The sequence below is a fragment of the Cupriavidus gilardii genome, from assembly GCF_008801915.1.
Classification (GTDB): domain Bacteria; phylum Pseudomonadota; class Gammaproteobacteria; order Burkholderiales; family Burkholderiaceae; genus Cupriavidus; species Cupriavidus gilardii.
In genome coordinates this window covers 1-20,923 of sequence record NZ_VZOV01000041.1, presented here as the reverse complement: position 1 = coordinate 20,923, position 20,923 = coordinate 1, and the positions used below count along the sequence as shown (strand labels likewise).

The following is a 20,923-nucleotide window of genomic DNA, read 5'->3' as shown; positions in this document are numbered from 1 at the left end:
GTTGATCACCCGCAGCGGCAAGAAATCCAAATCGATCTGGTCCATGAGTTGTGTCCACTAAAAATGGTGGACACAATCCTGCGCCGTCTGTGCTTGTGACGCTATGTGCGGAGAATTTCGCGCTTACATTTGATTGACCGACATGGCCCGCATCTGCGGGCCTTTTTCACGCCCGCCTCGAGCGGGCATTTTCGTTTCCGGAGCCAGCAATGCCATTCACCCATCCAGACCAACTGGTCGGCGGCCAGAACATGGCCGCCTTCCTCGACATGCTTGGATTCAGCGAATGGACCACGACCGTGGCCGGCAGCGACGACGGCTACAACGTGAACGTCGGCGGCAAGCTGTTCACCGGCTACGACCGGCACCCGCGCATTGTCGTGCTGACGCGCTGGGGCCTCGGCGACGCGGCCGGCCGCTACCAGATCATGGCTGCCGTGCCGGGGAAGATCCGGACCGACACGTGGGACTGGGCGAGCCGCGCCTGCGGCGTCAAGGACTTCAGCCCGCGATCGCAGGACATCGTCGCCGCGTACCTGGTCAAACGCCGCGGCGCGCTTCCCGATCTGCTGGCCGGACGCTATGCCGAGGCAGTCCGCAAATGCCGGCGGGAATGGGCCAGCCTTCCGGGCGCCGGCTATGGCCAGCGCGAGCACAGGCTCGACACGCTGCGGGACGTCTACCTGGCGCACGGCGGTACCGATATCGAGGCGTAAGCCCAATGGGAAAGACGATGGATCTGGATGAACTGGGGGGCGTGCCGGGCGGCCCGAGCGGGGCCTTGGGCGCGATCGTGGCGGCCATCGGCGGGGCGATCTGGTTGGTGCGCAAGGTCTGGCGCTCGGACCGGGTGGAAGGGGCACAGAGCCAGGCCGAGATCGACATCATCGCGCGACTGTCCGAGCAGCTCGACAAGGCCAACGCCCGCGCCGATCTGGCCGAGCAGCGGGCCGACACCGCCTACAAGGAACGGAACGAGCTGCTGCGCGAGATCGGCGAGTTGAAGGGCACGATCGCCGCGCTGACAGCCGAAGTCCGGCTGCTGAAGGAGAGACTCGATGGGCAAGCTACGTGACTGGGCAAGCAGGCACCGGGCGACGTTTCGTCGCGTGGCACATGCCACTGAGGCAGTGACATTGGTGCTGGTCATCGCGACGGGCGGCGCAGTCGGCGGATACGCGCTGGCGCAATGGCAGGCACGGGACGTGATCGTGCAGATGCGGACCGACCACGCGGCCGAGATCGAGCGGCTGCAGGGCACGTTCTCGTCGATGCTGCAGGCCTTGGCGCCGCAGCTCGGCGACATCGCCGAGACGGCATCCGCGGCGGCCGGCGCGGCCGCTCAAGCGGCTGAGACATCGGCGGAGGCGGCGCGGACCGTCAAACAGGCGGCCCGCGCGGCACCGGCACCGCTATCCGAGGCAGAGCGGTCGCGCCTCAATGGCGCCATCGAGGCGGCGAACCGGAAGCTGAGGGAGGGCGGCCGATGAAGGCGTTCGTGTTCTGTCTTCTGCTGGCGGGCTGCGCCACGCCGATCGATCCGGCGGTGCCCGAGGCGTCGACGCCGGCCGCTCGCGCGAGCTGCCCGCCATTGCCGAAGCTCCAACGGGGAGCGGGGCGCCAGGCGCTGCTGGCTCACATCGACACGACGGCGCGGATGTATGCCGAATGCGCGACGAGGGAACGATGATCCAGATGACTGCTATTCGAGCGGCAGCTGCGGCCGTGCCGTGGCGCGCGGTCGCTGTCGTGGTGCTGGCCGGCGCGGCGTTCGGCGCCGGCTGGACGGTGAACGGCTGGCGGAAGGGAGGCGAGATCGATCGCCTGCGCCGCGGGTATGCGGAGGAGCGGCTCGCACAGGAGGCGGCCAAGGTCGGGGCAGTAGGCGATGCGCGCCGGGAAGAACAGCGCCGCCTATTCGAACAAGCGGAGATTGCGAATGCTGCGAAGAAAGAAGCTGCCAGGGCGCGGGCCGATGCTCGCGATGCTGATGCTGATGCTGTCGCTGGCCGGCTGCGCAAGCGAGTTGCCGACCTGGTCGCCACCAATCGAGCCGGCGGCGATTCCGCGGCTACCAGCGGAAGCACGGCAGCCGGCGATCCCATCGGAGTGCTTGCCGACGTGCTCGAAAGGGCTGACCGTCGAGCGGGAATCTTGGCTGAATATGCTGACGCGGCACGGGTCGCCGGGCGCGCATGCGAGCGCGCTTACGGCGCGCTAGTACAGCAAGCCAAGAAGGGACCCGAGGCTTTTCCTTAAACCGATTTCACGCCTCGGGAAATGCTCGAGGCATTCGATACGAGTTCGGGGTAGTCGCCAAAGGTACCCTGATTTAATGCTAGCCCTAAAATGGCATTATCGACGCTATGTGATATATGGTTGTACCTCTCGTAGAGCCGCTCTTGTGTTTCATGAGTCCATTCGACTATGCGGCAGACAATATCGCTCAAATTTTTAAGGGAGGTTCTTCCGTCGCTGTGGCCGACGTAATGTGTGTCCTTTTTAAAACTGTCTTGAAGCTTCTTTAGGCCACGTGCCGAAGAATCGTATAGATCTTTGAATATGTCACTTCTGCTTTGCTTTATCGCCGCCCAGGTGAGAAGGGCGGGAAAGTGAAATTTCCGGTCTCCTGTTGTCAGAAAAACAGCATCGATAATCTCCGCTGTTTGCTCCTGATCACGAAGGGTTAAACCAAATAAATCGGAAATGGCGCAGAAGAACGAAGAATTTTGGTTTGGAGGGGAGATGTTAAAGGTGCGCTTTGGAGACAAAGACGGAGTAACGAGACGATCGCTATTCTGTAATCCGAATTTGGATAACAAATAGTCGGTATATAGTTCATTATCCAAGGTGGGAAAGGTGTATTCTGCGTGGAAGAACCGTCTTAGGTACTTGTCGGCAGAAAACCTTTCTCCGTAGACCGCATTGACGGAGGCGCAAAGCTGCTCGGTGTCAGTGGCGATGACGAAGTAAACGCCATTAACGCCGAAGAGATGCTTTACCGTCTCAAGTAGCTCGATTGCATAGTTTGGCCTGCAACGGTCCAACTCGTCAACAAAGAAGAATATCGGTAACTTGCTTTTACTGTCTTCTTCGAAGTGAGTTACGATTGAAGATAGCGACGATTTAAAAGAAGCTATGGCGGCCTTTGTTTCCTTGTTCTGTTCGTACAATTTGTCCCTGATCTTTTCGGCAACTTCTCCCGCGCTCGCTGTGGCCATGTCGCCTATGTTGTCGGTTGTCATTCCGGTAAGCTGCTTCACCGCAGTCGCGGCTATGATGGCGGGCGCGACGCTAACGATTTTTTTTCCCGAGTCCAAAAGCTTTGTGAGGCTAGCCCTCGCTTTGGTGGTTCTTCCAAGTGCGGATGTTAGTTGTTCTTCAACTTCCGACATAAATCCTATGAGGGGCTGTTCGCAATAGTCGTTTTGCCAGGCGTCGAAGACGACAACCACATAGCCACGTTGCCGCAGTGATTCGGCCCAATTGGTGAGGAAATAGGTCTTTCCTATGCCCCAAGGTGCATTCACATTCAGAATGAATGAATTGCTATCGTTCCGCTCTTTTCGAGTGGCGTGCTTTCCCAGAAGGTATTCCGTTAGATATTCCGCCGATGCGGCGCGCCTAAGCTTGTCATTTTCAAACGGTGTTGTAGGCTGTGGCGATATGGCCGGGCGCTTTTTAGTCATCTTGTGATACTGGCTCGGATGGCTGTTGTCGAAGAAGTGAATGGTGTTGCTCAGTAAGTGGGGATGTCAAGCGGCCGCGGCCTTACGCGGTCGCGGCGGAACAGGGTCAGGTGCGGCGTCCATAGAATTGGCCGGATACAGCCGCATGAAGGTGCGCGCGAGCTCGGGATTCCGGCATTCCAGCCAGTCGTCCCATCCCTCCCGCGGCACGATCACGATCAATCGCGTCGACCGTCGCGGCGCGCTGACCGGTATCGGTCCGGATCGGCGCCTGGTAGTTCGGTCAGGTCTCCTCCGGCCATTCCTCGGGCGGCGGCTCGACGCCGAACACGTCGCGCAGGATCTTCCGCTGGATGGGCTTGTAGTTGACGCACATGGCGGCCTCCTTGTGTGCCGTGGGTCTACCGCGACATCTTACCGGCGCCGCCGGCGCTTCCGCTCGTTGATCCGGGCACGCGCCTCGCGGTGCATCGCCTCGAACTGCTGAAGCTCTTCCTCGGTCGGGATCTCGCCGCGCCACTTCCATGAGCCTGGCCTGCCGCTGCTGTAGTCGGCCTCCATGTCCTCGAGCACGCAGGGCTCTGCCGCGAACTTAGCCAGGTAGGTGTGCGACATCAACTTTGCGCCGGGCTGGTCGGCGTCGACCAGCGCTATGAAGTAGTGCGCCGACGCGACACGCTGCCGGAGGCGCGCGATTTCCCACAGCAGGTCGCGCACGTCAGGCACCCGGTTTCGTTCCCAGATGTCGCGCAGCTCTTCGGCCGTCATGGCCGGGAGGTCGGCCGGGCAGTACCGCTTTGGCATGGGTCATGTCGCCGCGGCGCCTCAGAGAAGGGGAAACTGGGCCAAATCCCGATCTAGCACGATCGGCCGGCCGACCGGGAAGCGGTGGTGGCGATCGTAGGCCTGGAAGGAAAGGGCGTCCGGGATCCAGCGGATGGCGTTCAGGTGCCGCGTCTCGACGCCGCGCACCAGGATGGCGCCGCGGTCGACGGTCACGGCTTGGCAGGGCAGCAGGATCTCGTCACGGTCGTCACCGAAGAACTCGACCTCGAGGAAGATGGACTTGGCGGGGTAGGTGGCAGGCATCGTCGGCTGTCTAGATACGGTATGGATGTACAGTATGACGCGTTGACGCCGAGCGCCAGAGGCGCCGAATATTCGCTCATACGCAGCCCGGAAACCCGCACGGCTACGTGCCTGTTTTCTGAGCAGAGTATTCGGCACAAAAGGAGCAATCCGTTGACCGGACGCGGTTTCGTGGCGAGTGCATAACAATATGGGATGCAGGTGGTCGGAGGTTCAAATCCTCTCGCCCCGACCAAATTGAAGCCCGCGTAATCGCAAGATTGCGCGGGCTTTTGCTTTTGGCACGGTAGTGGCCTGTCGACAGGTAGTTAGAAGGTTTCTAATTAGCCTGCTTGGCATAGCCAATCGGCGGATGCAGTCGGACGATCGACACCGGCACCTCTCGCTGCTTGATGTAATCCTCGGTCGTCGATCGATCCGTGTGAACCCCGTCGACCAGCAATGCATCGAGGTCATAGCCGGCCCGCTTTGCATCGCTCATGGCTTTTGCCCGAATGTCCTTGATGGTGTAGTCCTTCTCACCTGGGCCAGCACGCGCCATCGCTTCGCGACGCCGAGCCCGGCAAGCTGCCTCTGTCTTCTGCTTGCGTGCATGTCCGTCAGGACATAGTCGTCGCCCAACTTCTGAACCTCACGGGATGTGCGCAACTCCTGCGCCCGCTTCAGCACCGCGGCGATCTCTGGTGTGATTGGCCGGTCCACCGGCTCTCCGGTGCTGTCCTCCGTCTTGCCCGGCTCGAAGCGAATGACGCCGGCCGCCTCGTCGGCTTGCGACCATGGGAGATTTCGGATTTCAGTGGGGCGTTGGCACGTCAGATAGCAAAGGCCGACAAGGATTACAACCACGAAAAGGCTGATCATCGGGCGGAATCCTGATTGAATGGCGTGACGCCGCTCGATCGTCAGCAAGACTGCGAGCGAGCTTACGATTCGCTAACAGCCGGCCCCATAACTGCCCTCAATATCGCGTCAACGACCCCGCTGAGTGGCGCGTTCTTGGGCTTGTCGGGCGTGGCAGTGGTGTGCCAACCCCGACAACTCCGTGCAGCAGTTCTCCCATCGACCCAAGGAGAAATTCAATGCGTATTGCAACCACCGGCAAGCTCGCTGTGTTTGCCACTGCCGTTTCCATGCTGGTATCCGGGGCTGCCTTCGCTCAGGGCGCCACTCCCGCGACCCCGGCGACACCGGCCACACCCGCAGCGCCAGCAGCCACCAAAGACAACGCCATCAAGGACACTCACACCAAAGCAAAGGCCGAGCACAAGCGGACGCATCGCTCCTCGCACAAGGCCAAGGTACATCGCAAGGAAAAGGCGGCGGGTTGACGTGGATCGGCGTCCCTCTCCATCTTGCGGGAGGGGCCCGACTCCCTGTCAGGAAGCCGAGATGGCCCCTCGCAACGGTTGGGGCTTCTTCGTTCGCGGCGGAGGCGGCGCTGGTTCGGGTGCCATCCTGTCGCCGGTACAAGCTCAGGAACGTGCGCACAACCTCAGGTCGCGGCACGCCAGCCAAGCGCTCCACTGAGAGCCAGGCACGATCAAGACTGATCCCTTCTCTTTCCCGGCTGCGTGCATCCGGTTCAGATGATCGGCGAGAGCCCGGCCAGCGTAGGGGCGGGCGGCCGAGCGGTAGCCATGGCCTACGCCTCTGGTAGCTGCACGACCGCCAGCGTGACATCGTCAGGGCCGACAACCCAGCTGAGATGGCCCTTGCCCGAGGTGTCCTCAAGCATCAACGCGCGGCCGGTCGGCAGTGGGCGGCTGTCGCCATCGCTGGCCTGGAATTCCATGGCGCCGGACAGCACGAAGATCCACATGCGAGTCGGGGATGGATGGCGTTCCCCGGTCCAGCCGGCGGGCAGGAAGAGAAACTCTTGCTGTGTGGCTTCGACCAGGGATGACACCCAGAATGCGGGCGCGGGTGGGGCGAACACCCGTTCCGTCATGGCGACGGAGAGCGGAGCGAAGTGAGATTCGCCGATTGCGTCCGCGTATAACCGGTCGAACAGAAGCGGGGGGCGCAGCAACCTGACGGACTCGGTCGTAGCGGTCATGGCTCCTCCCTGCAACGCAGTATCCTCATGGCATCAGTCTAGGTGGCGGCGCGTCGATGACAATGCAGGTTCACCGACGCCGCCGGCGCTTCCGCTCGCGCGCTTTTTCCCTTGGCGCGTCACGTCGGGTACCCGCTTCGCTCCCAGATGTCGCGCAGTGCTTCGGCCGTCGGGCCGGCAGGTCGGCCGGGCAGTTACCGCTTGGGAATGGATCATGTCCCTGCGGCGCCTCATCGATCGACGAGCCGCCAAGCCGCGCACCGCAAACCTTCGATTTCCGCCCCGGTATCGAAGGTTCCCGTCATCAACCGCTTCTTTGTTCCGGCTGGGCTTGGCACCATGGCAGCTCCTCAACCCCTGAAGGGAGGAATGTATGGACGAAAGCCATTCGCAAGAGCTGGTCAAGCATGCGAGAGAGATCGTCGAACGTCTCGACGACCTTGCGTACTACTCCGCCTCGTCGACAAGCCAGCGACTGCAACTTGCCGCCATGGCGATGCAAGGACTCGTTACCAGTATGTCGGGCGAGCTCGAAGTCGAGGCGGCCGCGAAGCGGGCTGTTCAGTACGCGGACGCCCTGATCTCGGCGCTGGAAGACGAGTAGAGACCAGGTAGAACCGCAAAAAAGCCCGCTGGCCAGAGTCACGCGGGCTTTTTTGTTGCCTACGGCCGGTACCTGTCGCGTCGATCCGACCATCATGGCTTGGTGCTTGGCATGGGCTTCGTCGGTTGTCTATAGAACCGAGCCCGTTTTCAGTATGAGAAGCGGCACGCTGGAACTAAGGTATCACCGGGCGAGGACGAAATGCGTAGGACGGTGACAGAGCCGCTGCCCCCATCAACGGCAATGTGCCGGTCGCCGCGTCTCGTCTGAGCCTATTTCCTGATCGGTTGTTTTTGCCCGATACCTTTGCTGGTATCGGGCTTTTTTTTGTTGCGCGTCCGCTGTACCGAGCAAGGATCCAATGCAAAACGCCCGACAAGCTTCATCGGGCGTTTCGGGTACCGGCCTGACGGATCAACGCATTGCGGGCATCGGATTACGGGTGAGTCGTTCTCGCGATCAGGCGCCAGCGAATCTGTCCCTGCAGTGCCCCATGAACATGGTGGTTCGGTGGGGGCAATGGTTGTTCACGTGGCGAGATGGCGCTGGAACCGCAGCCCTCGCATCGATAGATGCCCGAGTACGGAGCCTGGGCGCCAGGAGCGAGGACAAGCTCGTAGGCGGGATCTTCCTCTTGCGTGAAATAGCGGGTGTCGTTGCAGAACGGCATATTCTCCTCCTTGGAAAGGGCCGGGCAGCCATTACGCCACCAGTCGGAGAAGCTTCTGTCGGATTCGGGTTTCCTTCTTTCACATTCCATGATCAGCGCTCGTGCCCCCGAAAGGGGGCGCTCCGGCAAGGCCGTTCCGCATCGGGGGCTTCCTCAGCCAGTCCGGATTGCTGTGTTCCAAGGCGACGCCAGGCCGCGTAGGTCAACAAGGGCGTTTACCGCCTTGAGGTGGTAGAGGATGCCCTTTTCGCGATGATGGCGACCGTTTTCGCTTCGCGTTGGGCCAGCGCCGTCAGTTCTCTACAGAACCGAGCCTGTTTTCAGTATGAGACACGGCACGCTGGAACTAAGGTATGAACGGGCGAGGACGAGATGCATAGGGCGGTAACAGAGCCGCTGCCCCCATCAGCGGTAATGCGCCGGTCGCCGTGTCTTGTCCGAGCCTATTTCCTAGTCGGTTGTATTTGCCCGATGCCTTCACCGGCATCGGGCATTTTTTTGCCGGCGCCTTCGCGAAGCAGAGCCACGTGGGTCAGAGATGGCACAGGATGTTCACCAGCCTGCCGAACGGGTCGCGCACGAAGAAGCGGCGTACGCCCCAGGGTTCTTCGGCGATGCCGTACTCGATCGAAAAGCCTGCCTGTACGGCCTTCTCATGGACCTCGTCGAGGTTGTCGACTTCGATCGACAGGTCGGGCACCGGGGTACCGGAGCCGCCCTCGATCGCGATGCTGATCTGCGGCGTGGTGCTTTGCCCGGTTGCGTAGGTCCGGATCCAGCCGTGATCCATCACGACTTCCATGCCTAGCAGATCGCCATAGAAGGCGTGGGCTTGCTCGATGCTCGAGGCTGCGATATTGGCGACGACGCGCTTGACGGTCATGGTGGTTCTCCGGCGATCAGATCTGGCGATTCTACGGTCCATCGCTCGGTTCGAGCCGTCGCCGGCGGGCCGATTCGTACATCGGAGGGTTACACAGTCTTTCGTTCCGATGCCGTCAAGGAATGCCCGAGCGCGCCGTTGATAGCGGGGCGGCGCACATGCCGCGATCGCACGATAAGACCGGGGAGCTCGAATGTTTCGCAACACCACCATTGGCGCCAGATTGTGGGGCCTGATTGTCGTCACCAATTTGATTCTGCTGATCGTCGGCGCCTTTGGCTGGCTCGGCATGTCGCGCAGCAACGATGCCACGCGGCAGATCTATCAGCATCAACTGGCCGCCGCGATGCATCTGTCCGAGGCGCGCGCGAATCAGTTGCTGGTACGCGTGCTGCTCGATCAGGCGGCCTTCGCCACCGATCCGGCCGATGCGCTGGCGCGTGCCGATACCGCGGCCGGATTCGCGCGGGCGTCGGAGACGGCGTGGAACGCGTATCTGGCGCTGCCGCGCGGCAGGGAGGAAGACCGCGCCGCGGAGTTGGTGTCGTCGCGCCGGAAGGCGCTGCACAAGCAAGGTGTCGAGCCGATGATCGCCGCGCTGAAGGCGGGCGATCGCGAGCGCGTGATGGCGCTGGTGCTCGATACGATTCCGAAGCTCGATATCGCGTTCACTTCGGCCAATGTCGAACTGAACAAGCTGCAGACCGCCGCGGCAGAGGCCGTCTATCAGGATTCGCAGCAGCGCTATGCCAAGCTGCGCGCGTGGTCGCTGGCGCTGCTGGCCCTGGGTCTGGCATTCAGTACTGTCTTTGCCTGGCGGCTGCGCGGATCGATCGTCGGTCCGCTCGATATCGCGATCGGGCGTTTCGAGCGGATCGCCCGCGGCGATCTGAGCGCGGCGCGGGTTCTCGATACGCGGCCACAGCGGGATGGTCGTGCTGCGGGCCGTGACAGCGGCATGGCGGGAGAGGAGAGCCGCAACGAGACCAGCCGCATGCTGGCCATGCTGGCGCGCATGGAGGCGAGTCTGGCCGGCATGGTGGGCGAGGTGCGACACGGCGCCGATGCCATCGCTGCGGCGAGCCGGCAGATCGCGATGGGCAACGCGGATCTGTCGCAACGGACCGAGGAACAGGCGGCCTCGCTGGAGCAGACTGCGTCGAGCATGGAGCAGCTGACCGGCACGGTGCGTCAGACGGCCGACAATGCGCGCGAAGCGGATGCGCTGGCCGGCGACGCCAGCGGGCTGGCGGAGCGGGGCGGGGAAGCGGTCACGCGCGTGGTCGACACCATGCAGGCAATCGACGCCAGCGCCAACAAGATCGTCGACATCATTGACGTGATTGAGAAGATCGCATTCCAGACCAATATCCTGGCGCTGAACGCGGCGGTGGAGGCGGCGCGTGCCGGCGAACATGGCCGCGGCTTCGCCGTGGTGGCGGGCGACGTGCGCGATCTGGCGCAGCGCTGCGCGACCGCGTCCAAGGAAATTCGTGGGCTGATCGACGAGTCGGTGCGCAATGTCCGCGCCGGCAGCGATATCGTCGCCGATGCGGGCCGCGCGATGGAGGACATCGTTGGCGCGGTGCGCCGTGTCAGCGCGATCGTCGGTGGCATCAGCACCGCGTCGATGGAGCAGTCGCAGGGAATCGAGCAGGTGAACCAGGCGGTGACCCAGATGGACAGCATGACGCAGCAGAATGCCGCGCTGGTCGAGGAGGCGGCCGCCGCGGCGACCTCGCTCGAGGACCAGGCGCAGCGCCTGACAGGCCTGATGGCGCGCTTCCGCCTCGCCTGAATCCCGCCGTCCGGCCGGTGGTGCGGATGGCCGGGCGGCATGGCTGGTGTACAGTGGCGGCCTGCATTTCGTTACCACAGGAACAGGAGACATGACCGAGTTTGTTGCAACCGAAGTCGTCGGCGGTGTCGGTTATCTGACGCTGACTCGCCCTCAGGCCCTGAACGCCCTGTCTCTCGACATGGTGCGCGCCTTGACGCAGGCGCTGGACCAGTGGGCGGCCGACCCAGGCGTTGTCGCGGTGGTGGTCGCCGGCGCGGGCGGCAAGGCCTTCTGCGCGGGAGGCGACATCCGTTTCTTCCATCAGGCCGCGCTGGCCGGCGACCCGATGCTGGACCGTTTCTTCGTCGAGGAATACGCGCTCAATCACAAGATCCACCGCTATCCGAAGCCCTATATCGCGCTGATGGATGGCGTGGTGATGGGCGGCGGCATGGGCATCTCGCAGGGAGCGCGGCGGCGTCTGGTCACGGAGCGCACCAAGATGGCGATGCCCGAGACCAATATCGGCCTGTTTCCCGACGTGGGTGGCGGATGGTTCCTGGCGCGCACGCCGGGCCGCCTCGGTGAGTATCTGGGCCTGACCGGCAACGTGATTCACGCGGCCGACGCGCTGTACGCCGGTCTGGCCGACGCCTTCGTGCCGAGCAACGCGCTGGCCGAACTCGTGGCGTCGCTGCGTGCCGGCAACTTTGGCAGCGGCGACGAGGTGCTGGCTGCGGTCGACGCCTGCAGCGCCGAGCATCGCGCCGCCTGCGACCCGGCGACCGGCATGCTGGCGCGCCAGCGCGAGACAATCGACGCGGCCTTTGGCGCTGCCACGGTGCAAGAAATTGTTGCCATCGTCAGCGATGCCACGGACGACTGGTCCGCGCAGACGGCCGCCGCCCTGCGTACGCGCTCCCCGCTGATGCTGTGCGTGACGCTGGAACAGATCCGCCGCGCGCGGACGATGGCGCTCGAGGACGAACTGCGCATGGAGCTCGACATGATGCACGACGTGTTCCGCTACGGCGATGGCGTCGAGGGCATCCGCGCACTGGCAATCGACAAGGACCACGCACCGAAGTGGCGGCCGGCCCGGCTCGACGAGGTGGAGCGCAACAAGGTACTCGCCTTCTTCGACAGTCCGTGGCGGGCTGACGAGCACCCACTCGCCGGCCTGCGGCCCTGAGCTGCCGCGCGCTTCGGCGCACGCGAGCCTGCCTGCGCACGGCTGAAACGACATCGGGTTAGAGTGTGGTCTGGGCGCGGGCCGGCGATCGCTGGTCCCGCGCCTTTCGGCAGTCTTTCCTTTCCCCGTCTCTTTCAGAAAAGGAAGCACGATGAGCACTCCTCGCGACGTCGCGGTACTGGTGGGCAGTCTCCGCAAGGAATCCTTCAATCGCAAGCTGGCATTGGCGCTGGCGCAGTTGGCGCCGCCCGAGCTCAAGCTCGAGATCGTCGAGATCGGTCAGTTGTCGCTCTACAACCAGGACGACGACGACAACCCGCCGGCGCCCTGGACTGCGTTCCGTGACCGGATTCGCCGCGCCGATGCGGTGCTGTTCGTCACTCCGGAATACAACCGCTCGGTGCCGGCGCCGCTGAAGAACGCCATCGACGTGGGTTCCCGCCCGTACGGGCAGAGTGCATGGGATCGCAAGCCGGGAGCCGTGATCAGCGCGTCGCCTGGGGCGATTGGCGGATTTGGCGCCAATCACCACCTGCGCCAGTCGCTGGTGTTTCTCAATGTGCCGGTGCTCCAGATGCCGGAGGCCTATATCGGTGGTGTCGACAAGCTGTTCGATGAGCAGGGCAATATTGGCAACGAATCGACACGTGCCTTTCTGGGCAAATTCCTGACGACCTTTGCGGCCTGGGTGGAGCGCAACGCCGCAAGCTGACCGTGACGGCGCGGCCGCCTGGAGACCCCCCTCTCGTAGGGGGAGTCTCAAGATAGCGAAATCGGCGCCGACAATGCTGATATGGATGCAAGCGACAATTCCTCCGATTTCCCGGAAGGGGCGGCCAACGCCGAACTGGTCGGGTGCTGGGCCACTGCCTCGCCGCAGTTGCTGGCGACCGTGCTGAACAACGCCATCGATGCCGAGGATCTATCCGGCTTCGCGGCGCTGCTGTCCGACATCGCCCGCGACCGTGGGCTCAAGGGCAATCGCGGCGCGCACCAGTCGATCTACGACATGCCGTATGCGAGTCTGCTGCCACGTCAGCAGCACCTGCTGGCCGACGCTTTCGACCTGTTCGTCAAGCTTGGGCTGGAACTGCAGCCCCGGCAGCAGCGGCTGAACGACTGAGCCGCCGAGTGGCCAGGGGTGCCGGCGGTTTGCGATCCGGTCGAGTCGGTGCCCTTCGCCCGCGATTGTGCGTGCAGGCAGTGGGGCGATGCGACGTGGCTGCGGGTGGTAAACTTGCCGGTTTTCCTCGTTCCCGTCTACGTACGGGATAGTCGACCCTAGTCATGTCCGAATCGCTAGCCGCCAGCATGGCGCCGGCTCCGGCAGGTCCCGGGAAGGTCAATCCGAGGCGCATTTCGGTTGCGCCGATGATGGACTGGACTGACCGCCATTGCCGCACCCTTCATCGCCAACTGAGCCGCCACACCTGGCTGTACACCGAGATGGTGACGACCGGTGCGCTGCTGCATGGCGATGTCGCGCGCCATCTGGACTTCGATCCGGCCGAGCAGCCGGTCGCGCTGCAGCTGGGCGGCAGCGAGCCGGCCGATCTGGCGGCCTCGGCCAAGCTGGGCGAGCGCTGGGGCTATGCCGAAATCAATCTGAATTGCGGCTGTCCGTCGGAACGCGTCCAGCGGGGGGCGTTCGGCGCCTGCCTGATGGCCGAGCCGCAGCTGGTCGCGGACTGCGTGCGCGCGATGCGCGACGCGGTATCCGTGCCCGTCACCGTCAAGCACCGCATCGGCATCGACACGATCGAGCATTACGATTTCGTGCGGGATTTCGTGGGCACGATCGCGGAGGCCGGCTGCCAGACCTTTATCGTCCATGCGCGCAACGCGATCCTGAAGGGGCTCAGCCCCAAGGAAAACCGCGAGATTCCTCCGTTGCGCTACGAGGTCGCCTACCAGCTGAAGCGGGAATTTCCGCACCTCGAAATCCTGATCAATGGCGGCATCACTCGCTACGACGAGATCGACGCGCATCTGCGCCATGTCGATGGCGTGATGATCGGTCGAGAGGCCTATCATCAGCCGTTCCTGCTGGCCGAGGTCGATCGCCGTTACTACGGCGATACGGCGCCGTCGCCGTCACGCCTCGATGCCGAGCTGGCGATGCAGCGCTATATCGGTGACCTGGTGGAGCGGGGCGGGTATATGGGCGCGGCGACACGACATATGCTGGGCCTGTATCGCGGCGTGGCCGGCGGGCGAGGCTGGCGGCGCGTGCTGTCCGACGCGCGCCGGATGAACGCGATCCGTACGCGGGACGGCGTCGACGCGCTGTTCGAGGAGGCGCGCAGCCATCTGCATGCCGAACGCCCGCTGCAGGCGGCGTGACCGAAGGACGGTCGCGGCGTAGTTCTAGCGGCGGGATGGCCCGCAGATTGGAGGCCAGACTCTAATTTCGAAACCGGCATGGTGCCCGATGCCCCGTGCGGCTGTGTTCGAGGCACTTTCGGCGCAGGTTTCGGCGATCCCGGGCACCAGGAAAGGGATTCCCCTAGATAGCCAAGCCGATTCCGATTTTCTTAAACTGTCTGTGCCCTCGAATACAGGGCTTTCTTCAACTGATTTTGGAGCCCGCCTTGCGCGGGCTTTTTTTGTGCCGGGCCTCGCCGGTCGCTCGTCCTTTCGTTTACCCGAATAGTGCTTGGCGGCGATGACAGTTACATTGCAATTGCCTTCAGGGCATTGAGATCGCAAGAGTTTAAGAGTCCGCCGTGTGCGGACTTTTTTTTGCCTGGCGCTCCCCGCAGCCGTCCTCCCTTCCCGTCGTCCGTCCGCCGCTCCCCCCGTCTGCCGCTCGCGTTCTACCCGTTTTGCACGATGTCGGGCAGCAACGCCGCGGCCAGCAGTTCACGTTTACCTCATCCAAAGAGATGACCCCCCAACCGGGTGATGGCAAGATGGAGCCCAAAACGACAACAAGACTTGGCCTCGGAGGGTGGAATGGAAGAAGACGGCTTGTTTGGTGTCGCGTTCGAAGGCTTCCGCGTCGTCTGGGTGGTCGAGCGGTTGCAGAACGGTACCTGGACCGCGCGCTACTGCTGGCATCGCGGCACCGATGCGGCGGCGGCCGCCGCCCTGCAGACCGACGTGCTGAACGGCAGGAGCAGAAGACTGCCGGGTACCTATCAGACCGAGCAGGAAACGCTCGATGCGATCCACGAGGCAATCCGGCTCGAAGCCCGGTGGTCTTGATGGCGATCCGGCCGCACGAAAATTTTTGTGCGTAGTACTAGCCATCGCCAAACGAAGTTTGTATAATCTTGGTTTCCGTCGAGCAGTACTGACGACGGTGCTACGGTGGCTGTAGCTCAGTTGGTAGAGTCCAGGATTGTGATTCCTGTCGTCGTGGGTTCGAGTCCCATCAGCCACCCCAAAATTCCCTTTCGTATCAAGCGCTTAGCAGAGCGACAAAATACCGCGATACGAAATTTCCAACAGAAATCGACATTTTCCAACGGCGCCTCAGTGGGCGCCGTTTTCATTTACTCGGTTGCCGATGCCCGTTTGACCTTGCGCCGGTCGTAATGTCGGTGCGTCGTCGCCGGGTTCGCGTGCGCCGCGAAGTCGTACGCGTCCTCCGATCGGCTTTCGAGCTTCGACGTGATCGCCGCCGGCCGGATGTCCGATAGGGCGAAGTATTCCGGGTGGTCAGTGATCGAGTAACCCGGGCCCGCATCGGCCGTCGGCAGCCAATTCTGTTTGCGCCGGCGTGCAGCGTGCTGCTTCGCATGCTTGAGCGCCTCGGCCGCGTCCCGATCGAACGATGCGATCCAATCCCACATTGCGTCCTGCCAGACCGACCCCCAGCCGCTCTTGCTGTACGGTTGCCCCCGGCGGTTCGGGAACAGGTACATGCTCTTGACCACCGACCCGGCCGCGGCGGTTTGCTTGGCGCGCTCGACCACCGCGCGAAGCCTGGGCGACCACTCGCGCAGCTTCACCACCTCGGCTTCGCCCATCTTTCGCTTGGCGCTCAGCACGCGGACGCCCTGATCGGTGATGCCCGACAGGTGGAACGGTCGCACCTCAGCAGCACGGAAGCCGGTCAGGTACGTGAACATGGCGCCGCAGCCCATCGTCCGATACGGCTGAGACTGGCGCAAGGACCACAGGTAGAAGCGCACGACCTGGCCGCGCTCGATTGCCCGGACATCCTTGTCAGCCTTGTTCAGCATCATGCCAACGAACGGGTTGGCCTCCATGATTCCCCAGCGGATCCCGTAGTTGCAGATCGTCGACATCAAGGACAGTTCCTTGTTCGCCTTGATCGGCGCGCCGACCTTGGCCCGCGCATCGAGATACTGGTAGCCGTGGACCGTCTTGAGGGCGCCGGGCGCCATGCGGCCAAAGAACTTCATCAGGTTCTCGTATGCTCCGGCGCGGACCGCCTTTCCGTCCTTCGACTGATCCCGGAAGTGGATAGGGTCCACCTCCATCCGGAAGCGGTCGATCATGTCGGCTACGGACCCGGCAATGACCTGCCCCGCCTGGATGTCCAGCGCTTTGCGCTTGGCGATCTTCTCGGCGTCGGCGATCGCCTTCCGGTCGCCTAGTTCCGCGGTTGCCAACGTCTCACTTCTGCCATCGGGATACTGGTAGTAGAACGACACCTTACGGGCGCCGATGTACTTGTACAGACGATCGACGCCCGTGCGCTCCTTACGCGAAGGCTTGGAGGTTCGGCGTGCTGTCATACCGAGCTTTCTCCTTCGTTTCCTCGATGCCGAGCTTCTTGTTGTAGTAGGCGCGCGCCACCTTGGGCAGCCCGTTCTTGTCCAGAACGTATCGCCAGCGGTGACTGTCAAGCCATTTTGCCATCGCGTGGCGCTGGTTAGCTTTGCAGCCCACCAGCTCGGCGAGTTCGGCGGCGGAAAGGAAGTCGCTCATGGTTTCCTCTGCTTCTTGCACCCACTTCGCGCGGGTCAATTCGATGATGCGCGTTGCTGCGTCGGTCATTCTTCTCGCTCGTCGGCACACCAATCGCAATCCCATGCCGGCGCTACGCCGTGGCGGCACGGTGTGCTTTCGTCGTGATACTCGGCCTCCGGTTCGTCGTGCTCGTCCTCGAAGGTATCGTCGTTTCGATTCTTGGTGGTCATTAGAATGTCTCCATCACGCACTCGATCCAGGCAACCGCCGCTTCCGCGTTGATCGCGTTGCCGTAGCCTTTGAGCTGGCCGGTGCGGTGGCCTTTGCCTTCGATGCCGGCGGCGGTACGCCAATCGGTGCCGCCTCGCCCCACGCGCGAGGCAGTCCCATCAACCAGCGGGAATGTGCCGGGTTCAACTGGCCGCCACTTTCCATCCCGGCACAGGAGCCAATCAGCAGCTCGCCAGTAGCCGTTAGTCGGGCCGGCTCGCAGATCGCCGCGAAGTCCTGCAACCTCTGCTGCACCTTCGATCCGTCCGCGCGCGCCATCGACATGGCGGAATCCGGGTTGCCCGTCCGATCGTTGTTGCATGATGGCGTGGGCCAACCTGACAGCACCGCCGCCATGCACAGATCCTGCGGCGACCCCTTCCGCTCGATCTCCCGCAGCGCCCCCTCCAGCGTTCGGACGTTTTTCTCGCCGTCCGCCGATTGCGGCGTCGGCCAGCCGGCCAGCGCCGCAATCTGGTTTAGTGGTCGCCCCGTATCCCACGGCCGCGCGTCCTTGGCTCCGCGCACCGCATCCTGGGCCGTCGGTGTCGGCCACGATGCCAGCCATGCCACCCGCCCCAACAGCGAGTTGATCGGCACGTTGGCGCACTCGGCTCCGTCCTTCCAGTCCCGTGTTGTCGGCGTGGGCCACCCAGTAGAGCCGGTCTCGGATGTGCGGCGCACCGACGCCCGCAGCCGGAAACGGGACCGCCCCGACGGCGTAACCCAAGGCTTCCAGGTCATCGCATACAAGGTCGATCCACGGGTCTGCGTCCTTGCTCGCAACCTGTTCTCCAAGGACGATTGCAGGGCGGCACTCGCTGATGAGCCAGTGCCAGTGCGGCCAAAGGTGCCGCTCGTCAGAAAACCCAAGTCCCGCGCCTGCCGCGGAGAAAGGTTGGCGGGGACAGGAACCGGTCCAAACAGGTCGATCGTCGCTCCAACCGGCACGCCGGAGCGAATGGGACCAGACTCCCACGCCGGCGAAGAAGTGGCACTGTGTGTATCCGCGAAGGTCGCTTGGTCGAACATCCCGAATGTCTCTCGTGTCAACGTCGCCCGGCGCGATGTGGCCGGCGGCGATCAGGTTGCGCAGCCATTGGGCTGCGTATGGGTCGATCTCGTTGTAGTAGGCAGTCAAGCCGCCTCCCGCTCGTCGAGCTCAATCCGGATTTGCGTCGTCCGGATCAGGTCGTTTGCGTACTGCAGCGTCATTTCCAGCGACTCGGCGCGCAGCACCTTGATCGCCTGACGCACTGCCGTGATGTCGGCCATTTCGAGCGGCATCGCATAGCGCAGCTTCCGAGCCAGCAGCCGCAGCGGATCCAGCGGCATCGGCCGGTGCTGACGCATGGCATGCGTATGGAAGGCGTCGATGATTCCTTCCAGCGCCGGTGCGGTCTCGTAGTAGTGGCCATCGTTCAGGTCGCGGAAGATCGGCGTACCGTCGCGGGTGGCCATCACTTCGCCGTCGCGCTCGATCGCGTCGAGCATGGATTCGAGCGGGTTGAACACCGCGGCCACCCTCCAGGGTTCGGAGCGCAGCTTGACACCGCCCGAGTTCCACTTGGGGCGGTACGGCTTGCGGGGCTTCTGGCTTCTGCTCACAGGAGCACTCCGTCCTGCTCGACCACCGCATTTGCCAGGGCACTCTCCAACAGGTAGCCATATGCTCTAAGCTGGCGTGCCAGCTCCCACCGCTCAGCCGGACTGTGGGTCAGCCACATGCAACAGTCCACGGCGCTTTCATAGGTCTCGTATTGCGTGCTGCAAGATGGGCAACAGGCGCGCGCGATGCTTGCGAGATCATCGTTCCCCTCGTCCTCGGCGCAGCAGTCGGCTGCGTCCTCCTCCCAGTCGTGCATCTCCAGGCATACCGGACAACGCCACATGACAACCTCTTCCGGCTTCGGCTTTCGCTCGTCCTTCAGCTCTTGGGCCGGTTCCGCGTTGATCGACCGGGGAAGGCGAATGGCTAGCATCACAATCTCCATCGAATAAAAAAGCGGTCGCGCTACGCGGGGGACGAAGCGCGCCGCGAAGGGGTCATGCAGACTTACGCTCCAGCTCGGCCACCATCTGCTGCAATTCGGCCTCGAACTGAAGCAGGGCGGCTTCGAGGTTCGCAATGAATCCTTCGTCACGCTCGATGCGCTCGTGGTACAGGCGCAGGCGCTCACAGGCACGCGGGTCGTAGCTGGTGAACTCCCACCACTTGCGGCCAGTCACGAACATGCAGCCTTGCACCTGGGCCATGTGATCACGCGGCATGCCTTCGAGCCACGTCTGGATATGCACCGATTCGTCCATCGGACATTTCGACTCGTAGCCACCGTCCTTGCCGATCAGGCCGTCGGCGCTGCAGCCAATGAACGGGTAGTCGGGATGCGTGACGAACTGCGCGGGCTCGACGATCAGGCCGGTTTCGAGCTCGAACGCTTCGCGGGCGTACTGCTCGACCTCGGTGCCCCAGGTGAGCGCCTTGCCGCCGACCTCGTGCATCGGCTCGCCGGAAAGGCGCTCGAAGGCAAGTTCGCGCATGTACTTGGCGCGCGCCGCAGTCGGTGCGCCGTCGCGCTTGATGGCGATGACGTCGACGAAGCGCGATGCAGTGATCTTTCCCGCGCGGGCCTTGCGCCAGTCCTCGGTGCGTTGGAGAGGTTCACTCATCGCCGTCTCCGCCTTCGTTGGCCCGACCTTCGCCGGCCAGTTCCTTGAGCCGCTTCAACTCGTCCTGACCGATGGCTTTGCGTTGCTCTTTCGTCAGCATCGACCATTCCTCGGCCAGGGCCGTCGCGCCTTCGCTCTTGGCGACCATCTCAAGGTTGAAGATGATGTTGTTCAACTCGTCGGTGCGCTCCGCAGGCTGGGGCAGGGCAGCGGCAGCGATCTCGGCAGGGGTTGTTTTCGCAGGCCCCATGTCGATGATGTGCTTGCCCTCCATTTCCTCGGCCGTTTGTTGGGATGCGATTTCAGGAAAGGCGATCCGCAGCGCCTGAGCAGAGGCGCACTTTGCGAGCTGACCCCGTGGGCGCTTTTGCCACATTGCGTTGGGAGCCACGGACTTCTCCTTGCCCCCTTTGGCGGCGTAATTCTCAATCCAGTATTCGATCGCGGTGAACTCGGCCACGACACCGCTAGGTAGCAGGCGGCGAACCGTGACGCGGCACCACTCGGGATAGGTCACCTCGACGCCGCCGATATTCTTCGTGACATCGGGCCCAAACTCTGGCTCACTCATGCCGGCAAACTGGCCAGAACGAGCGGCTTGTGTGCGGTACAGATTGACGCCTGGCATGATGACGTCACGCATCTGGCCGGCCTTGCTGTCCCACATCGGGACGATGTGAACGGGCTTCTGCATCGGGTCGAGGCGCGACGCCTTGCAGTAGTCCAGCACCATCTTGATCGACTCCAAGCACGCACCGGGATACAGCGAGGACTGGAGGACCTTGATGAGTTCGCTCTCTTTCAGAACCAGTGACGGCGTTTCTTGTTCGATTACTTCGTTCATTTCTATCTCCAGGCCGAGACTCTGCCGGCCGTTGAAGGGTTGGGAAATCAGGCGAGACGTGCGCCAGTCATCGCGTTGTACTGGCCCTTGCGCGGGGCATTGGCCAGCGACAGCACGTAGCGATCGCCTAGCGCGGCCTTGGCCTTCTCGCGCAATCCGTCCTCTCGCGCCTGGCGCTTTTCTGCCTCGGTCAGCGGCGACTCGTAGTGCCGCAGGTCGAATCCTTTGGTCGGGGTCATGTCATTGCTCCTTCGCGGGTTTTGCCAGGCCGCGCCATGGCGCTTCGATATTG

29 protein-coding genes, 1 tRNA gene and 1 pseudogene are annotated in these 20,923 nt (G+C 63.1%); 14 read left to right on the top strand and 17 right to left on the bottom strand.

The annotated features are described in order from the left end of the window. Positions 1-209 precede the first annotated feature (209 nt). Genes F7Q96_RS25445 through F7Q96_RS25425 form a run of 5 tightly spaced genes read left to right on the top strand, consistent with a single transcriptional unit; the run spans position 210 to position 2,259 of the window. Positions 210-716, top strand: a complete 507-nt coding sequence (locus tag F7Q96_RS25445; RefSeq protein ID WP_082371429.1) for a glycoside hydrolase family 24 protein — start codon at positions 210-212, stop codon at positions 714-716. Positions 717-733: 17 nt separating this feature from the next. After that, positions 734-1,075 carry a chemotaxis protein gene (locus F7Q96_RS25440; protein ID WP_151023514.1) on the top strand — a complete coding sequence of 114 codons (342 nt, stop codon included), beginning with the start codon at positions 734-736 and terminating at the stop codon, positions 1,073-1,075. Next, positions 1,059-1,490: a hypothetical protein gene (locus tag F7Q96_RS25435; RefSeq protein ID WP_151023512.1), complete on the top strand. Its 432-nt coding sequence runs from the start codon at positions 1,059-1,061 to the stop codon at positions 1,488-1,490. The genes F7Q96_RS25440 and F7Q96_RS25435 overlap by 17 nt, the downstream gene beginning before the upstream one ends. After that, on the top strand, positions 1,487-1,690 hold the full coding sequence (locus F7Q96_RS25430) for a hypothetical protein (protein ID WP_053821580.1): 204 nt from the start codon (positions 1,487-1,489) through the stop codon (positions 1,688-1,690). Before F7Q96_RS25435 ends, F7Q96_RS25430 begins: the two co-directional genes overlap by 4 nt. Continuing rightward, positions 1,687-2,259: a DUF2514 family protein gene (locus tag F7Q96_RS25425; RefSeq protein WP_226994850.1), complete on the top strand. Its 573-nt coding sequence runs from the start codon at positions 1,687-1,689 to the stop codon at positions 2,257-2,259. Before F7Q96_RS25430 ends, F7Q96_RS25425 begins: the two co-directional genes overlap by 4 nt. On the opposite strand, the gene F7Q96_RS25420 is transcribed toward F7Q96_RS25425, so the two are convergent. From F7Q96_RS25420 to F7Q96_RS25400, 5 genes are all read right to left on the bottom strand, one after another. Next, entirely contained in the window at positions 2,256-3,689 is a 1,434-nt protein-coding gene (locus tag F7Q96_RS25420; protein ID WP_151023510.1) for a KAP family P-loop NTPase fold protein, read from the bottom strand. The genes F7Q96_RS25425 and F7Q96_RS25420 overlap by 4 nt on opposite strands. Before the next feature lie 414 nt (positions 3,690-4,103). Continuing rightward, on the bottom strand, positions 4,104-4,457 hold the full coding sequence (locus F7Q96_RS25410; RefSeq protein ID WP_144425768.1) for a hypothetical protein: 354 nt from the start codon (positions 4,455-4,457) through the stop codon (positions 4,104-4,106). 57 nt (positions 4,458-4,514) lie between these two features. Continuing rightward, positions 4,515-4,778: a hypothetical protein gene (locus F7Q96_RS25405; RefSeq protein WP_053821584.1), complete on the bottom strand. Its 264-nt coding sequence runs from the start codon at positions 4,776-4,778 to the stop codon at positions 4,515-4,517. 319 nt (positions 4,779-5,097) lie between these two features. Further along, positions 5,098-5,259 (bottom strand): hypothetical protein, encoded by a 162-nt coding sequence (locus F7Q96_RS26935; protein ID WP_158507254.1) that lies wholly within the window; start codon positions 5,257-5,259, stop codon positions 5,098-5,100. Beyond that, a complete protein-coding gene (locus F7Q96_RS25400; RefSeq protein WP_144425769.1) occupies positions 5,256-5,687 on the bottom strand; it encodes a site-specific integrase in 432 nt (143 codons plus the stop codon). The genes F7Q96_RS26935 and F7Q96_RS25400 overlap by 4 nt, the downstream gene beginning before the upstream one ends. Positions 5,688-5,857: 170 nt before the next feature. Here F7Q96_RS25400 and F7Q96_RS25395 point away from each other — a divergent pair, with 170 nt between their 5' ends. Beyond that, positions 5,858-6,106 (top strand): hypothetical protein, encoded by a 249-nt coding sequence (locus F7Q96_RS25395; protein ID WP_144425770.1) that lies wholly within the window; start codon positions 5,858-5,860, stop codon positions 6,104-6,106. Between the two features lie 314 nt (positions 6,107-6,420). On the opposite strand, the gene F7Q96_RS25390 is transcribed toward F7Q96_RS25395, so the two are convergent. Beyond that, positions 6,421-6,834: a cupin domain-containing protein gene (locus tag F7Q96_RS25390; RefSeq protein ID WP_053821586.1), complete on the bottom strand. Its 414-nt coding sequence runs from the start codon at positions 6,832-6,834 to the stop codon at positions 6,421-6,423. A gap of 373 nt (positions 6,835-7,207) precedes the next feature. Here F7Q96_RS25390 and F7Q96_RS25385 point away from each other — a divergent pair, with 373 nt between their 5' ends. Then, positions 7,208-7,438: a hypothetical protein gene (locus tag F7Q96_RS25385; protein ID WP_053821587.1), complete on the top strand. Its 231-nt coding sequence runs from the start codon at positions 7,208-7,210 to the stop codon at positions 7,436-7,438. 1,202 nt (positions 7,439-8,640) lie between these two features. Here the strand turns inward: F7Q96_RS25385 and F7Q96_RS25380 are convergent. Beyond that, positions 8,641-8,991, bottom strand: a complete 351-nt coding sequence (locus F7Q96_RS25380; RefSeq protein WP_053821588.1) for a glyoxalase superfamily protein — start codon at positions 8,989-8,991, stop codon at positions 8,641-8,643. A 193-nt stretch (positions 8,992-9,184) separates the two neighbouring features. Here F7Q96_RS25380 and F7Q96_RS25375 point away from each other — a divergent pair, with 193 nt between their 5' ends. The 7 genes from F7Q96_RS25375 (at position 9,185) to F7Q96_RS25345 (ending at position 15,351) form a co-directional block, all read left to right on the top strand. Further along, positions 9,185-10,789, top strand: a complete 1,605-nt coding sequence (locus F7Q96_RS25375) for a methyl-accepting chemotaxis protein (RefSeq protein WP_053821589.1) — start codon at positions 9,185-9,187, stop codon at positions 10,787-10,789. 91 nt (positions 10,790-10,880) lie between these two features. Further along, positions 10,881-11,963 (top strand): enoyl-CoA hydratase/isomerase family protein, encoded by a 1,083-nt coding sequence (locus F7Q96_RS25370; RefSeq protein ID WP_053821590.1) that lies wholly within the window; start codon positions 10,881-10,883, stop codon positions 11,961-11,963. A 151-nt stretch (positions 11,964-12,114) separates the two neighbouring features. Then, positions 12,115-12,675 carry an NADPH-dependent FMN reductase gene (locus F7Q96_RS25365; protein ID WP_053821591.1) on the top strand — a complete coding sequence of 187 codons (561 nt, stop codon included), beginning with the start codon at positions 12,115-12,117 and terminating at the stop codon, positions 12,673-12,675. Between the two features lie 81 nt (positions 12,676-12,756). Beyond that, positions 12,757-13,086 (top strand): hypothetical protein, encoded by a 330-nt coding sequence (locus F7Q96_RS25360; RefSeq protein WP_006575455.1) that lies wholly within the window; start codon positions 12,757-12,759, stop codon positions 13,084-13,086. A gap of 188 nt (positions 13,087-13,274) precedes the next feature. Beyond that, positions 13,275-14,306 carry a tRNA dihydrouridine(20/20a) synthase DusA gene (gene dusA / locus F7Q96_RS25355; protein ID WP_053821592.1) on the top strand — a complete coding sequence of 344 codons (1,032 nt, stop codon included), beginning with the start codon at positions 13,275-13,277 and terminating at the stop codon, positions 14,304-14,306. A gap of 612 nt (positions 14,307-14,918) precedes the next feature. Next, positions 14,919-15,170 (top strand): hypothetical protein, encoded by a 252-nt coding sequence (locus F7Q96_RS25350; protein WP_053821593.1) that lies wholly within the window; start codon positions 14,919-14,921, stop codon positions 15,168-15,170. A gap of 105 nt (positions 15,171-15,275) precedes the next feature. After that, positions 15,276-15,351 (top strand) — tRNA-His (locus tag F7Q96_RS25345). A gap of 109 nt (positions 15,352-15,460) precedes the next feature. Here F7Q96_RS25345 and F7Q96_RS25340 read toward each other — a convergent pair. From F7Q96_RS25340 to F7Q96_RS25305, 10 genes and pseudogenes are all read right to left on the bottom strand, one after another. Beyond that, entirely contained in the window at positions 15,461-16,672 is a 1,212-nt protein-coding gene (locus tag F7Q96_RS25340; RefSeq protein ID WP_151023508.1) for a site-specific integrase, read from the bottom strand. Continuing rightward, positions 16,638-16,934, bottom strand: a complete 297-nt coding sequence (locus F7Q96_RS25335) for a DUF4224 domain-containing protein (protein ID WP_170265993.1) — start codon at positions 16,932-16,934, stop codon at positions 16,638-16,640. The genes F7Q96_RS25340 and F7Q96_RS25335 overlap by 35 nt, the downstream gene beginning before the upstream one ends. Next, positions 16,931-17,077, bottom strand: a complete 147-nt coding sequence (locus tag F7Q96_RS26930) for a hypothetical protein (protein WP_170265994.1) — start codon at positions 17,075-17,077, stop codon at positions 16,931-16,933. The genes F7Q96_RS25335 and F7Q96_RS26930 overlap by 4 nt, the downstream gene beginning before the upstream one ends. A gap of 13 nt (positions 17,078-17,090) precedes the next feature. After that, entirely contained in the window at positions 17,091-17,717 is a 627-nt protein-coding gene (locus F7Q96_RS27325) for a hypothetical protein (protein WP_249041722.1), read from the bottom strand. Positions 17,718-17,808: 91 nt separating this feature from the next. Then, positions 17,809-18,096: pseudogene (locus tag F7Q96_RS27320) on the bottom strand (DNA cytosine methyltransferase); the annotation flags it as partial. A 158-nt stretch (positions 18,097-18,254) separates the two neighbouring features. Then, positions 18,255-18,725 (bottom strand): hypothetical protein, encoded by a 471-nt coding sequence (locus tag F7Q96_RS25325; RefSeq protein WP_151022997.1) that lies wholly within the window; start codon positions 18,723-18,725, stop codon positions 18,255-18,257. Further along, a complete protein-coding gene (locus F7Q96_RS25320) occupies positions 18,722-19,099 on the bottom strand; it encodes a hypothetical protein (protein WP_151023502.1) in 378 nt (125 codons plus the stop codon). Before F7Q96_RS25320 ends, F7Q96_RS25325 begins: the two co-directional genes overlap by 4 nt. Before the next feature lie 64 nt (positions 19,100-19,163). Then, on the bottom strand, positions 19,164-19,787 hold the full coding sequence (locus F7Q96_RS25315) for a lambda exonuclease family protein (protein WP_053821595.1): 624 nt from the start codon (positions 19,785-19,787) through the stop codon (positions 19,164-19,166). After that, positions 19,780-20,631, bottom strand: a complete 852-nt coding sequence (gene bet / locus F7Q96_RS25310) for a phage recombination protein Bet (RefSeq protein WP_151023500.1) — start codon at positions 20,629-20,631, stop codon at positions 19,780-19,782. The genes F7Q96_RS25315 and bet overlap by 8 nt, the downstream gene beginning before the upstream one ends. Positions 20,632-20,678: 47 nt before the next feature. Beyond that, positions 20,679-20,870, bottom strand: coding sequence for a hypothetical protein (locus tag F7Q96_RS25305; RefSeq protein ID WP_151022332.1), 192 nt, complete (start codon positions 20,868-20,870; stop codon positions 20,679-20,681). Positions 20,871-20,923: the final 53 nt, after the last annotated feature.

What these genes read in the sequence shown, in the direction of transcription:
- F7Q96_RS25380 (WP_053821588.1), bottom strand. Translation starts at nt 8,991, where the DNA reads ATGACCGTCAAGCGCGTCGTCGCCAATATCGCAGCCTCGAGCATCGAG.
- F7Q96_RS25445 (WP_082371429.1), top strand. Translation starts at nt 210, where the DNA reads ATGCCATTCACCCATCCAGACCAACTGGTCGGCGGCCAGAACATGGCC.
- F7Q96_RS25315 (WP_053821595.1), bottom strand. Translation starts at nt 19,787, where the DNA reads ATGAGTGAACCTCTCCAACGCACCGAGGACTGGCGCAAGGCCCGCGCG.
- F7Q96_RS26930 (WP_170265994.1), bottom strand. Translation starts at nt 17,077, where the DNA reads ATGACCACCAAGAATCGAAACGACGATACCTTCGAGGACGAGCACGAC.
- F7Q96_RS25305 (WP_151022332.1), bottom strand. Translation starts at nt 20,870, where the DNA reads ATGACCCCGACCAAAGGATTCGACCTGCGGCACTACGAGTCGCCGCTG.
- F7Q96_RS25385 (WP_053821587.1), top strand. Translation starts at nt 7,208, where the DNA reads ATGGACGAAAGCCATTCGCAAGAGCTGGTCAAGCATGCGAGAGAGATC.
- F7Q96_RS25390 (WP_053821586.1), bottom strand. Translation starts at nt 6,834, where the DNA reads ATGACCGCTACGACCGAGTCCGTCAGGTTGCTGCGCCCCCCGCTTCTG.
- F7Q96_RS25370 (WP_053821590.1), top strand. Translation starts at nt 10,881, where the DNA reads ATGACCGAGTTTGTTGCAACCGAAGTCGTCGGCGGTGTCGGTTATCTG.
- F7Q96_RS25410 (WP_144425768.1), bottom strand. Translation starts at nt 4,457, where the DNA reads ATGACGGCCGAAGAGCTGCGCGACATCTGGGAACGAAACCGGGTGCCT.
- F7Q96_RS25440 (WP_151023514.1), top strand. Translation starts at nt 734, where the DNA reads ATGGATCTGGATGAACTGGGGGGCGTGCCGGGCGGCCCGAGCGGGGCC.
- F7Q96_RS25430 (WP_053821580.1), top strand. Translation starts at nt 1,487, where the DNA reads ATGAAGGCGTTCGTGTTCTGTCTTCTGCTGGCGGGCTGCGCCACGCCG.
- F7Q96_RS25420 (WP_151023510.1), bottom strand. Translation starts at nt 3,689, where the DNA reads ATGACTAAAAAGCGCCCGGCCATATCGCCACAGCCTACAACACCGTTT.
- dusA (WP_053821592.1), top strand. Translation starts at nt 13,275, where the DNA reads ATGGCGCCGGCTCCGGCAGGTCCCGGGAAGGTCAATCCGAGGCGCATT.
- F7Q96_RS25340 (WP_151023508.1), bottom strand. Translation starts at nt 16,672, where the DNA reads ATGACAGCACGCCGAACCTCCAAGCCTTCGCGTAAGGAGCGCACGGGC.
- F7Q96_RS26935 (WP_158507254.1), bottom strand. Translation starts at nt 5,259, where the DNA reads ATGAGCGATGCAAAGCGGGCCGGCTATGACCTCGATGCATTGCTGGTC.
- F7Q96_RS25405 (WP_053821584.1), bottom strand. Translation starts at nt 4,778, where the DNA reads ATGCCTGCCACCTACCCCGCCAAGTCCATCTTCCTCGAGGTCGAGTTC.
- F7Q96_RS25350 (WP_053821593.1), top strand. Translation starts at nt 14,919, where the DNA reads ATGGAAGAAGACGGCTTGTTTGGTGTCGCGTTCGAAGGCTTCCGCGTC.
- F7Q96_RS25425 (WP_226994850.1), top strand. Translation starts at nt 1,687, where the DNA reads ATGATCCAGATGACTGCTATTCGAGCGGCAGCTGCGGCCGTGCCGTGG.
- F7Q96_RS25395 (WP_144425770.1), top strand. Translation starts at nt 5,858, where the DNA reads ATGCGTATTGCAACCACCGGCAAGCTCGCTGTGTTTGCCACTGCCGTT.
- F7Q96_RS25320 (WP_151023502.1), bottom strand. Translation starts at nt 19,099, where the DNA reads ATGCTAGCCATTCGCCTTCCCCGGTCGATCAACGCGGAACCGGCCCAA.
- F7Q96_RS25435 (WP_151023512.1), top strand. Translation starts at nt 1,059, where the DNA reads ATGGGCAAGCTACGTGACTGGGCAAGCAGGCACCGGGCGACGTTTCGT.
- F7Q96_RS25365 (WP_053821591.1), top strand. Translation starts at nt 12,115, where the DNA reads ATGAGCACTCCTCGCGACGTCGCGGTACTGGTGGGCAGTCTCCGCAAG.
- F7Q96_RS25335 (WP_170265993.1), bottom strand. Translation starts at nt 16,934, where the DNA reads ATGACCGACGCAGCAACGCGCATCATCGAATTGACCCGCGCGAAGTGG.
- F7Q96_RS25375 (WP_053821589.1), top strand. Translation starts at nt 9,185, where the DNA reads ATGTTTCGCAACACCACCATTGGCGCCAGATTGTGGGGCCTGATTGTC.
- F7Q96_RS25360 (WP_006575455.1), top strand. Translation starts at nt 12,757, where the DNA reads ATGGATGCAAGCGACAATTCCTCCGATTTCCCGGAAGGGGCGGCCAAC.
- bet (WP_151023500.1), bottom strand. Translation starts at nt 20,631, where the DNA reads ATGAACGAAGTAATCGAACAAGAAACGCCGTCACTGGTTCTGAAAGAG.